Origin of the sequence: Sphingorhabdus buctiana (assembly GCF_042680825.1) — a bacterium.
Lineage (GTDB): Bacteria > Pseudomonadota > Alphaproteobacteria > Sphingomonadales > Sphingomonadaceae > Sphingorhabdus_B > Sphingorhabdus_B buctiana.
Genome location: NZ_JBHUEL010000009.1, coordinates 38,927 through 50,926, shown reverse-complemented (window position 1 = coordinate 50,926; position 12,000 = coordinate 38,927). Strand labels below are relative to the sequence as shown.

11 protein-coding genes are annotated in these 12,000 nt (G+C 56.4%); 10 read left to right on the top strand and 1 reads right to left on the bottom strand.

Annotated features, from left to right (window positions below; all coding sequences use genetic code 11):
* The first annotated feature begins 22 nt into the window (after positions 1-22).
* Genes ACFSAG_RS10050 through ACFSAG_RS10005 form a run of 10 tightly spaced genes read left to right on the top strand, consistent with a single transcriptional unit; the run spans position 23 to position 9,804 of the window.
* Positions 23-1,639: a TadE/TadG family type IV pilus assembly protein gene (locus ACFSAG_RS10050; RefSeq protein ID WP_381514240.1), complete on the top strand. Its 1,617-nt coding sequence runs from the start codon at positions 23-25 to the stop codon at positions 1,637-1,639.
* A 5-nt stretch (positions 1,640-1,644) separates the two neighbouring features.
* On the top strand, positions 1,645-2,157 hold the full coding sequence (locus ACFSAG_RS10045; RefSeq protein ID WP_381514237.1) for a TadE/TadG family type IV pilus assembly protein: 513 nt from the start codon (positions 1,645-1,647) through the stop codon (positions 2,155-2,157).
* The gene (locus ACFSAG_RS10040; RefSeq protein ID WP_381514235.1) at positions 2,154-2,765 is read left to right on the top strand and encodes a TadE/TadG family type IV pilus assembly protein; all 612 of its coding nucleotides are present in this window, start codon (positions 2,154-2,156) and stop codon (positions 2,763-2,765) included. The genes ACFSAG_RS10045 and ACFSAG_RS10040 overlap by 4 nt, the downstream gene beginning before the upstream one ends.
* Positions 2,766-2,823: 58 nt before the next feature.
* Positions 2,824-3,972: a CpaE/TadZ family protein gene (locus tag ACFSAG_RS10035; protein WP_381514232.1), complete on the top strand. Its 1,149-nt coding sequence runs from the start codon at positions 2,824-2,826 to the stop codon at positions 3,970-3,972.
* A 1-nt stretch (position 3,973) separates the two neighbouring features.
* Complete coding sequence (locus ACFSAG_RS10030; protein ID WP_374614593.1) at positions 3,974-5,332, top strand: CpaF family protein; 1,359 nt, start codon at positions 3,974-3,976, stop codon at positions 5,330-5,332.
* Entirely contained in the window at positions 5,332-6,333 is a 1,002-nt protein-coding gene (locus tag ACFSAG_RS10025) for a type II secretion system F family protein (RefSeq protein WP_381514229.1), read from the top strand. The genes ACFSAG_RS10030 and ACFSAG_RS10025 overlap by 1 nt, the downstream gene beginning before the upstream one ends.
* Positions 6,334-6,358: 25 nt before the next feature.
* Positions 6,359-7,306, top strand: coding sequence for a type II secretion system F family protein (locus tag ACFSAG_RS10020; protein ID WP_374614595.1), 948 nt, complete (start codon positions 6,359-6,361; stop codon positions 7,304-7,306).
* Positions 7,303-8,421, top strand: coding sequence for a tetratricopeptide repeat protein (locus ACFSAG_RS10015; RefSeq protein WP_381514226.1), 1,119 nt, complete (start codon positions 7,303-7,305; stop codon positions 8,419-8,421). Before ACFSAG_RS10020 ends, ACFSAG_RS10015 begins: the two co-directional genes overlap by 4 nt.
* The gene (locus ACFSAG_RS10010; RefSeq protein ID WP_381514223.1) at positions 8,418-9,296 is read left to right on the top strand and encodes a tetratricopeptide repeat protein; all 879 of its coding nucleotides are present in this window, start codon (positions 8,418-8,420) and stop codon (positions 9,294-9,296) included. Before ACFSAG_RS10015 ends, ACFSAG_RS10010 begins: the two co-directional genes overlap by 4 nt.
* On the top strand, positions 9,280-9,804 hold the full coding sequence (locus tag ACFSAG_RS10005) for an A24 family peptidase (RefSeq protein WP_381514220.1): 525 nt from the start codon (positions 9,280-9,282) through the stop codon (positions 9,802-9,804). Before ACFSAG_RS10010 ends, ACFSAG_RS10005 begins: the two co-directional genes overlap by 17 nt.
* Positions 9,805-9,822: 18 nt before the next feature.
* Here the strand turns inward: ACFSAG_RS10005 and ACFSAG_RS10000 are convergent, their stop codons facing one another.
* Entirely contained in the window at positions 9,823-11,868 is a 2,046-nt protein-coding gene (locus tag ACFSAG_RS10000; protein ID WP_381514218.1) for an alpha-galactosidase, read from the bottom strand.
* Positions 11,869-12,000: the final 132 nt, after the last annotated feature.

The following is a 12,000-nucleotide window of genomic DNA, read 5'->3' as shown; positions in this document are numbered from 1 at the left end:
CGATTAGCAAAGGAGATGTTCGGTGGCGCGGTCGTTCGGGAAAAAGCTGTGGCGTGAAGAAAGCGGGGCTGTCGCCTCAATATACGCCCTCGCTCTGCCCGCATTGATTGCCATCGGCGGCATCGCCTTTGATTATACCCGACTTGCTGCCATGGACACCGAGTTGCAGAATGCGGCAGATCAGGCAGCACTGGCAGCAGTAACACAGCTTGATGGCAGGGCTGGCGCAGTAAACCGCGCAACTAACGCGGCAAGCCAGTTGGTCGCCAACAACACTGTATTTTCCAACGATGGCAATGGCACTGGTGTCTCGATCGCATCTGTGGTGTTTTACGAGGACCGCGAGGGCACCGAAGTTGTCGATCCGACTGATGCAGACGCCGATAGCCGAGCGCGTTTCGTCGAAGTAACCGTGGGCGCCCGCGAGGCCTTTTACGCATTGACCCCAGTCGTCGCAGCCTTCAGCTCAGGTGCGATTGATGCAGCGGCCATGGCAGGCTTGGGTTCCTCGATTTGTCGCGTACCACCGGTCATGATGTGCAATCCCGCTGAGCCGGAAGGCAATGAAATCCTCGATTACGATTTCGATGCCGATGCATATGAGGGCGTTGGCGTGCGTCTGGTCGCCAATGATGGCGGAGGCGGTTACGGGCCGGGCGTATTCGGTTTCCTTGAAGTGGGTGTTGGTAGCAACTTACCCGAGTTGCGCGTAGCCATAGGCCGCGAGACGCCAGAAGGCGATTGTGTCGCCTCATCCGGCGTCGATATCTCTCCAGGCAACATGGTAAGCGTCCGAGATGCGTTCAATGTGCGTTTTGATGTATACGCCAATGGCAGCGGCTTGAACCAAGCGTGCAACAATGATGGCAGTCTTTGCCCGCCTTCAGCAAATACGCGCAAAGACTTGTTCATTGCTGGCAATAACCCAGCCGGCCAAGCGCCTTTCCAAAGCGGAAACGGCAACGGCGCCAATACTTGGCGGTTGCCGAACAATACCGACACTCAAATGTATCCGCCTGCGGTGCTGACCACTGACCGAGTGCTCACAAATGGTGAAATTGCGCAGCTTTGGCCAATGGGTTACCCGCGCGATATCTGCCACGCAGTCAGCATTACCGGGGTTTGCTCGGCAGGACGTATTGGCGACGGTGATTGGGATCGCAACGCATATTTCCGATCCAACAGCGCGGCTTACCCGACAGTTCCATCAACGAGTGATTTGGAAAGCTGGTTCGGGCGGTCTGATCCATCCCGCTATGACGTGTATCGTTGGGAAATCGAAAATGCGGCCACGCGATTGGTAAACCAATCCATCCCGGGGCTGAATGGTAACAATGCCCGATCTTCAAGGCCCAGACCAGTAAATCGTACTGGTATAACACCAAGCGAAACGACCGTAGATCGGCGTCGCCTCTCAGTTGCAGTCATCAATTGCGAAGCCGAGGAAGTCGCCGCAAACAGCTCCGAAGTGACAGTCCGTAAATGGATTGATGTTTTTCTCGTTGAGCCGACTATTCCCCGTCCACGCACCGAAAATAGCGATATTTACGTCGAAATAATTGGGGAAACTGAAGCAGCAGGTGGCGGCGGAACGGCAGGCCAGGTCGTCCGTCGTGACGTCCCTTATATCATCCGGTAAGCGCGATGCGGGTACGGCAATTCCTTCACGATACAAAGGGCGCTTCCGCTGCAGAAATGGCGCTGGTACTTCCTTTGCTACTGGTGCTGATGTTCGGGCCGTTTGAACTCGCGCATTATTTCTGGACAGAGCATAAGGTGGTCAAAGGTGTGCGCGATGGTGCGCGCTACGCTTCCCGGCTTGGCTTTACCAACTACACATGCAGCGATCTGACCAACGCCACGCTAAAGACTCAGGTGCAGGAAATCACCCGCACAGGGCAGGTATCGGGCGGCGTTGCCGCTGTTCCCGATTGGGTAAATGACGACGTCACCGTCGCGGTCGACTGCCCGGACGCCGCGCTAGACGCTTCCGGCGACACCGCAGTGCAGACCGGAATTTACACCGGCATGGACAACGCCCCCATCGTCACAGTCTCCACCACCGTAACATATACCTCGTTATTTCAAACACTTGGTTTTGATGCCACAGACCTAACTGTCTCTGCCTCCTCCCAATCAGCGGTGATGGGCATATGAATATTATGCGCAACTTTTGGAAAGACACCGTCGCTGGCCCCGCCGCCGAATTCGCGCTGGTTTTGCCAATCGTGCTGCTTTTCCTTTTCGGTATCATCGATGTCGGCCGTTACATGTGGGAAGTAAACCGCACCGAGAAAGCGACCCAAACCGGAGCCCGTTGGGCAGTTGCGACCGACGTCATCGCGCAAGACCTTGTTGATTATAGTTTCGCTGTCGACGGCGGTATTTTACAGGGTGAACCGGTTCCTGAAACCGCATTCCCAGGCGTTATCTGCTCTGACTCGGGTGATTGCCAATGCGCTGATGGTGGCACGTGCGACTTCGGCTTAACACGAAATGCCGATGCTTTCGATGCGCTGGTCGATCGCATGGACGATATCAAGCCCGATATCGACGGCGATAAAGTCACAGTCAACTATGCGTATTCCGGCTTGGGTTTCGCAGGCGATCCCAACGGAATGGATGTTGCACCACAGGTTACCGTGTCGGTCTCCAATCTCGAATTTACCCCATTAATCGGGGCGATGTTCGACATATCCTTCAATCTCCCTGACCTTAGCTACTCCCTAACAATGGAAGATGGCGCTGGCGACTGGTCAAACTAGGAAAAACCAAAAAATGGGCGTTTCTGAATATATAACTTTTACCTCGGAGGAATGGGTTTTGGACCTGAAGTCACGTTCCGTATTGCTGGTCCTTTCCGAAGCCGAGATGACGAGCACCCAGTTTGACGATGTCGCTATCGGTCAGGCTCAGGTGCTGATTTCCACGCTGGCACCCGATGCGCGGGTGGATGCGGTGCAGTTGGATGCGGCCTGCCTGCTCATCCTCGAAATTCGACCCGACCTGCCAAAATCGCTCGACCGGCTGAAGCAAATCCGGGCTTCGCACCCTGACCTGCCGATCATTGCCGCGATCCGCGATGCCAATTTGACTTTGGTGCGAGCGCTACTGAAACAAGGCGTCCGCGATGTCGTGGCACTACCGCTCGCGCAGTCGGATCTGGCTGCGATCATTGCGGAAGTGTGTTCCGAACTCGATGCAGCTAAAGCCGCCGAAGTCGAACAGGGCCAACTGATCTCAGTCCTCAAAAGCATAGGCGGCGTTGGCGCAACGACGGTTGCGACACACCTTGCCGGCGAGTTGGCAGCAAACAATCGCGGCAAAGGGGTGTGCCTCATCGATTTGGACCTGCAATTTGGAAATGCCGGAGCGTATCTGGGCCTTTCGTCCCAACTTTCGATCGCCGATCTTATCGCGGCTGGCTCACGTATCGACCGCGAACTTCTACGTTCTGTGGTATCGAAGGCCGATAGCGGATTGAACGTCATTGCAGCACCCATGGATATCATGCCGCTCGAATCCGCAAATGCGGAGCAGATGCTGCGCATTATCGAGTTGGCGCGTGAAGAATATGACCATGTCATCCTCGACCTGCCGACCAACTGGACCAACTGGTCGCTCTCGCTGGTTGCGCTTTCTGATGTTGTGTTCCTCGTTGCAGAGCTTTCGGTCGCAAGCCTTCGCCAAGCCAAGCGGCAACTGCAATTGCTGGCGAACCAGGATATCGTTGGAGCGAATATCCACGTGATCGCCAATCGCGTTGAGAAAAAGATGTTCCGCACCATCAACCTGGATGATGCCGCGCAGGCGCTTGGCCATTCGATCGAATTCAGCATCCACAATGATTATCCGCTGGTACGCGCCGCGCATGATCAGGGTGTGCTGATCAACGCCATCCGCGCGCGCAGCAAGATTAGCGCCGATATCGCGTCGATGCTGCCGCTTTTGACCGCAGAGGCGAACGACTGATATGTGGCAAATCAAGAAAGCCGACGTCCTCGATAGCAGCGGTTCCACCGATGTGGTTAAAAAGGCGGCTGAGGTTTATGCTGCAGACACGGACTATATCGACCTAAAGGTTGAACTTCATCGACGTTTGCTTGATCTCATCAACCTCTCCGCGCTTGAAAAAATGTCGCGGCAGCAGATTGAAACCGAAATTGGCGAGTTGGTGCATGAGCAGTTGGCGCAACAAAAGCATGCGCTAAACCACGAAGAGCGCAAGCAGCTCGTTTCGGATATTTTGGATGAACTGCTCGGCCTTGGGCCGCTAGAACCGCTGCTCGAAGACAACACCATAACCGACATCCTCGTCAACGGGCCCGAAGTGGTATTCGTCGAACGCAAGGGCGTTCTTGAGCGTGTCGAGACACGTTTCAAAGATGAACGCCACTTGCTGCGCATCATCCAGAAAATCGTCAGCGCGGTTGGACGCCGCGTCGATGAATCCTCCCCCTTTGTGGATGCTCGACTGCCCGATGGTTCGCGCGTCAATGCGATCGTGCCCCCGCTGGCTGTCGACGGTTCACTTCTTTCGATCCGCAAATTCGCGAAAATTCCCATCAACATGGAGAAACTGAGCGAACTGGGCAGTGTGCCAACGCAGATTGCAGAGGTGTTGAAGGGTGTCGTCCGGGCAAGGCGAAATGTCCTGATTTCGGGTGGTACCGGTTCGGGTAAGACGACTTTGCTTAATGCCATGTCGGCTTTCATCGATGAACGCGAACGCATCGTGACCATTGAGGACTCGGCTGAACTTCAGCTCCAACAAAGCCATGTGGCGCGCCTCGAAACGCGCCCACCCAACATCGAAGGCAAAGGCGAGGTCAACCAGCGCGATCTTGTGAAAAACGCGCTGCGCATGCGCCCTGATCGCATCATTCTGGGCGAAGTCCGTTCGGGTGAAGCGTTCGACATGTTGCAAGCCATGAACACCGGCCATGACGGATCGATGACCACCGTACACGCCAACACCCCGCGTGATGCCTTGTCGCGTATCGAACAGATGATCGGGATGAGCGGGATCGACATTTCCCCGCGCTCTGCGCGTGCGCAAATTGCCTCGGCATTGAACGTGGTGATCCAGATCGGGCGCCTGTCCGACGGTCGCCGCCGCCTTTTGAGCCTCTCCGAAATTGTCGGCATGGAAGGCGAAACCATCACCATGCAGGAAATTTTCCGTTTCCGCATGATGGGACGCGACGAGAACAATATGGTCATCGGTCATTTCGAAGCGACTGGCATCCGGCCCAAGCTGCTCGAAGACCTGTCCGCACATGGCGTGTCGCTAAACGCGGATCTATTCCGCCCTGATAAGAGGATCGATTGATGGATCCCGTCATCCTCAGGGTTTTGGCGCTGATCGTCATCTTTGCTTCAGTCTTTCTGGTTTCGGAAAGGCTGATCGCGACAATCCAGCAGCGGCAAAGAGGCAGTCGCGCGGTCAACAAACGCCTGAAAATGATCGAGGGTGGGCTGGACCGCGAAATTGTGACGTCACGCCTGCGCAAATCAGCCCCTGGCACCTTCGCCAACATGTCCGGTTTGATCGGCCAATTGGGTCGGTCGGTAGAACGCACGGTGATTGCGTCAAGCGTTCCGCTTCCGCCGAACCAGATCATGCTTGGAATGGCCATCGCCTCCACAGCGGTAGTCGGCCTTATCTTGCTCGGTGCTGGCTTGTCGGGCTTTTCGATCGGTATCGGGGTCATCCAACTCGCCATAGCCCTGGGCCTCTGCTTTGGTACCGGAATTCCGATGATCGTACTCTCGAACATGGCATCGAAACGTAAAAAGCGTATGCAGGAACAGTTCCCTGTCGCGCTCGACATATTCGTCCGCGGTTTGCGATCCGGCCACCCGATTGCCTCGGCTCTAGATTTGCTGACCAAGGAAATGGAAGACCCGTTGGGAACCGAATTCGGCCTTGTGGTCGACGAAGTATCTTATGGCGCAGACCTTCGCGATGCCTTGCAAAACATGGCAGATCGCTGGGGCATCGACGATATCCAGATGTTTGTCGTCTCGCTTTCCGTGCAGAATGAAACGGGTGGTAACCTGGCGGAAATCCTAGCCAACCTCTCGACGGTGATTCGTGAACGGCACAGCATGTATATGAAAGTAAGGGCATTGAGTTCGGAAGGTCGAATGACCGCGCTGATTTTGACAGCATTGCCCATTTTGGCATTCAGCGCCCTCTTCCTGTCCAACCCTGCATTTTATCTCGACGTGGCGCAGGATCCTATTTTCCCGATCGGCTTTATCGGGCTGATAGTGCTTTATGCGGTCGGTTTCATAACGATCCGACGCATGATTGATTTGAAGGTCTGAAATGCTCGAAAATTTCGCCCTTTCCATGACTATGCGCATCACCTTGCTGGTGCTGATTTTCCTGCTGGTGGTGGTCAGCGTGTTGCTGATTTCAAACTTCGTTGCCAATCGCTCCGCGGTTCGCGGGCGGTTGGAAGAATTGGGCACACCGGTGAACGGCATCCAAGGAGCCAGCTTGCGACGCGACAGGATTTCGGAAGGCTGGGCCAAGCTGACTGATCGCATCGAACGCGCAGGAATTTCGCTCGTTGACACCCAAGGTGACAAACTTCGCGCGAGGCTGATTGCAGCTGGCTACACTTCGCCCGCGGCCCCCAAATTGTTCACGCTCATTCGGATGATAACCCTATTCCTCTTGCCGGGAACGCTACTGCTCGCCGCCGTTTTCGGTGGTTCGGAAATTTCCCCGATGAAGCTGTACATATTCGGGGTTTTGTTAGCGATTCTAGGCCTTTACCTGCCAAACCTGTTCATTTCTGCTAAGGCAGATCGGCGCCGCGAAGAAATCATCAATGGCTTTCCCGATGCCCTCGACCTGATGCTCGTCTGCGTCGAAGCGGGTCTCGGCATGGAAGCAGCATTCGACCGTGTCGGACGCGAGATGCTGAATTCGCATCCTTTGCTTTCAGAACTACTATCAATGGTAACTTTGGAATTGCGAGCCGGTGCCACCCGCGAACAAGCATTGCGTAAAATGGCCGACAGGTCGCAGGTCGACGAAATCCGTTCATTTGCTACGTTGTTGATCCAATCGGACAAGCTCGGTTCGAGCGTGGGCGACACGTTGCGTGTTTATTCCAATGAAATGCGGGAAAAACGCAGGTTGCGGGCCGAAGAAAAGGCGCACCGCCTGCCCGTGTTGCTCTCGGTTCCGCTGGTCGCGTGCATGCTTCCAGTGATGATTGGGGTGTTGATGTTGCCTGCAGTAATACGTGTAATCCGGCAGGTTGCGCCGGCATTGGCGGGGGGATGAACATGAATCGATACCAGGTCCGGATCGTTTGCACCGCGGCGACGATCACTTTTCTCGGAGGGTGTTCGGCGTTCCAGCCACAGGCCAAGCTTGAGATACGCGCGGTTGAATCGGTCGAACGTTTGGCAAAACAGGATGCGCTGGCTGAAGGGCGCGCCCTCCTCAACCTTGGGCAGAATGCTAATGCCATTTCGGTATTTCGCGAAGCGGTGCGCGAGCAACCGGATAATGGTGATGCTTATAACGGTCTTGCAGTCGCCTATGACCGGATTGGCAGGAAAGACCTTGCGCAACGCTATTTTGAACTGGCGCTCTCTTTTGATCCGGAAAACCCAAAGTTTCGTGCAAACTTGGCGCGGTTGTTCAACCGCAACGGACAACCGAAACTCGCCGCTGCATTGGTCGATCCGGTCCAGGATGCCGAACTGCCTGCCCCCAAGGCAGATATCGAATTTGTAACGGCACTTGGCGACCAACCGCCGCAGGAGACCGCTCCAGCAATCGCAATAGAGGCGCCTGCCTTGGCTGCTCTGGCGGCAGACAGCCCCACTGCAACGGCGGTTGCGGTGCAACCAACTCTTGGTAACTTGCCGTCACCCGAATCGAGACTGTCCAGTCCCGTCCTTCAGGCTGTCTACAGGCCGCAGGCGACGATGGCGATCCGGCCAGCGGCCATCCAGCCGCGCCAATTGCCGAAACCATCAGCCCCGGCATTTCCAGATCGCCCAAGCGACCGGCAACCATTTGATGTACCGCGGCAGGTCACTGCACCCGTGCAGCGGGAAGGGATTCGGCTGGAACGCGTTTCACTGGGCGAGGTCCGTTTGGTCACTCGGCCTTCAACACCAGTCGCGGTGGTGCAGAAGCGCGAATTTGACAGCTTCGGCGTGCGCCTCGCGAATTGGCTTCCAGCTGCCATTGCTATCGAACAGGCTGGTCAACCCGTCCGCATCGCCTCAAGTGCCACATTGAAGGATGCAGTGGCCAGGGCGCAGATCGAAGCAGCGGTTGAAGAGGTAAATAAGGAGGCAGAAATAGCGAACGAGAAAGAAGCGTTCACTTACGCCTTCTTTGCTGGCGACGATCTCGAAAAGGTCTCGCTGACGTTCCTGTGAGTTTCACCTTGTTGCGCAAGTTGAGCCTTTTGTTGCTGGCGATTACGCCACCACCTGCTTTTGCAGACGGTTCAACTGCGTCTGAAACCGATACAGAAATTGCTTTTGAACAGATAGAGCTTGCGATCGCGGCCGGCCGCCTCGTTCAGGCTGGCTCGATGTTGAATGGCATCCAGACCGGTTTGTCAGACAAGCAGATCGAACGCCACGCCCTCCTATCGGCAGAGCTCAACATGGCCGTGGGAGATCCTGTGGCAGCGGCCAAGGCTCTCGCACCATTATCTGCTGATACAGCAGAGCCGTGTCGCTATGGCGCGGTCGCGGGGTGGCTTGCCTATCAATCGGGCGATTGGAACCGGACAATTGCAATGCTGGCCAAATCGGTTGAAACTTGCGCCGCAGATCCAGGCCGCTGGAACCTCCTTGGTCTTGCGTTGATGCGCAAGAACGAACTGCCTGCGGCGCTGGAAGCATTTGACCATGCCCTCATTCTTGCGCCTGCGCATGCCGCATTGCTCAACAATCGTGCGCTGGTTCATGCCTATAGCGGCCAAACCGAAGCTGCCATTGCAGGGCTGGAGCGCGCCGCACAGCTGGAGCCTGCCAATGGCGGAATAATCGCCAACCTGGCGGTGCTCAAGGCGAACGTCGGCATGACGCCGGACGTTGATGGCGCGCAAAGCCCGCAAGTCCAGGCCATGATATTGGAAAAGGCGGGGCAAGGTGCATTGGCGGCAGATCGTGTGGAGGCGGCGCGATCTTATTTTACCGAGGCATTGCTGCGCAGCGAACGATTTGACCAGAATTTGTGGGCCAGCGCGACCAGCGCGCAATCAGCAGTTGAACAGGGACCAATAGATGCAAGCCATGATTGAAAACGGCATTTTGGCCGCCGCAGCATTTGTGCTGCTCGGTGCCGCATATTCGGACCTGAAGCAGCTTCGCATACCTAATATGATGCCGGCGTTGCTGATTGTATTATATGCGACCTATGCCTTGGTAGATGGGGCGCAGCATTTTTCATGGTGGCATATCGCCCATTTTGGCGTCGCTCTCCTCGTGGGTATGGGTTTGTTTGCAGCCAAATGGTTCGGGGGCGGAGACGCGAAACTCTACGCCGCCGCAGCCTTGTGGTTTCCATTACAGCTCGGACATTTGCTGTTATTCTATGTCGGCATTGCAGGGGCAGTGCTTGCGATCTTGTTCATACTGACGCGCCGCTTCACGCGGACGCACGGTGGCAGGAAGCGCACTGACAGGCGCATTCCTTATGGCGTGGCCATAGCGGTTGGAGCTATCGCCTTCTGGCTGCTGCAGCCATCGAGCGAGCCGAAGAGGATAATTATAGACGATCTGGACAATAGCGGACTGCCCACGCTCTGATGCTGCCAGTCGCGCGGCTCACTCTGCCTTCAGGCTGATCCACAAGGCGGTTTCTGCGTTCATCCGGGGCAAGGGCAAACCCGATCTGGTGATCCATTCCCCTTGCATGGTCGTTCCAGACTGACCATTGATGTCTATCCGGTAATTCCGGTCGCGATGCACCATCGGCAAGCGCAACGGCGGCGGGAAACGGAAAGTCGGCGCGGATACGCGCAGCACTTGCACCATCAGGTCGGAAGGATCGCCGAATGCAGTCCACGAAACGCCATCTGCTGCATCACCTGTCCAGCATCGGCCTTGGTGGATAAGGTCGCGGCTGTGCTTATAGTCCGCAATGCTCTGTGCGAGCCGCGCCTTGTCCTTGTCTGAAATCTTGCGCAGGTCGAATTCGATTCCCAAATGCCCTGCCCGCGCCACGGAGCTGCGAAACGCCATTGATTGCCTGCGGCCTGTGCCATGCGCCGGGGATGCCCCAACGTGCGAACCCATAAGTTCGGGTGGCATGAACTGCAGAAAGCCGCGCTGGATCGAACCACGCGAGACGGCATCGATATTGTCACTGGTCCAGAAACGGTGCGTGAAGCGCGAGATGCCGGCATCAATCCGCCCGCCACCGCCCGCGCAGGCCTCAATCTCCACATCCGGAAAGGCCTCTCTGAAGCGCCGGAACAGGGCATAGGCCCCCAATGTCTGTTCACGATAGCCGGCATGATTGCCCGCATGGGTCAAATCGCGGTTATGATCCCATTTGAGGTAGGAAATTGGCAGCGTTTCAAGCAGCTGCGCAATCTGGCCATACAAATAATCGCGGACTTCTTCCTTCCGCATATCGAGCACCAACTGGTTGCGCGCCGTCAGCAAAGGCCGGCCGGATATTTGCAGAACCCAGTCAGGATGCGCACGAAACAGGTCGCTGTCGGGATTGACCATCTCAGGTTCGATCCACAAACCAAATTCCATACCCAAGCCCGTCACATGCGTTGCAAGCGGTGCCACGCCATCCGGATATTTCTGCTGGTCGGGCCACCAATCGCCCAATGAACTGGTGTCGTCATTGCGACCATGGAACCAGCCATCGTCGAGCACGAAACGCTCCACACCGATCTCGGCAGCAGCATCTGCCAGCTGCCTGAGCGCGTCCAGATCATGATCAAAATAGAAGCCTTCCCAGGTGTTCAGGTGCACGGGGCGTGGCTTCATCGCGCCACCCGGCCACTGGACGCCTTTGCGTATCTCGCGATGGAACGCCCAAGCCACGCCGTCGGCACCTTCAGCACTGCAGGTGGCAAGCATATCGGGTGTATCTATGCTTTCACCCGCATCCAGCCGCACCTCACCAGGCGCAAGCCATTCCCCGAATTGCCAGTGCCAACGGCCATCATCGATCCACTCGATTTGCTGGAAATGGTTTCCTGACCAAGCGAGCTGCGCGCCAAAAGCAACGCCGTCGCTGCACGTGACAACGGCGCCGGGGAAGCAATCATGTGATGTCAGCCCACGCCGATTTTCCCGTCGCCACAAGGATCGCGACAAAACATCGTCGATCGGAACAAATTCACCATTATGCCGCCCCCCGAACGACCGGACCGACTGTGCATTGTCCGGCAGGGGCAGATTTCCGGCGGCGAGAGACTGGATATCCAGCGTCGTTTCGCCATCGTTACGCAGCTTCGTCGACAAGCGAAGCACGTCTGTTTCTGGATCGAGGGTCGCGTGGATGGCTATAAACAGCCGCGCGACATCATCGTGAAGATGGAAGATGACACCATGATCGACGGATTCAACTTCGCATCGCGTGATCGCATGCGCCCAATCCGCGCCATCTCGATGGGCGAGCAAGGCCGTCTGCCCGAACCAGCCCATCCCCAATACCGGGAAGATCGATAGCGGCTGGTCAAAATGGAGCGAGAAAGTCGGTTCGGTACGCGTTTCACGCAACTGTTCTGGAGGCAGCACCCCATCCGACAAACGCGGCCCCCAATAGCGCCACAAGGGCGCTTCACTGTCACTCGTTTCCCAAATTGCGGTGCAGCCCGCACTGTCCAATCGGATGAAGGTGCTCATGAACTACAGTCATGAGCGGCAAACGGTAAATCCGCAAGCCTAGCCGACCGAACCGATGATTCATCCGAGCGCAAAACCGCACGCAGTCGCTTCCCGGCGTTCGGCGGATGCAAAAACAGTCCCGCATCAGCG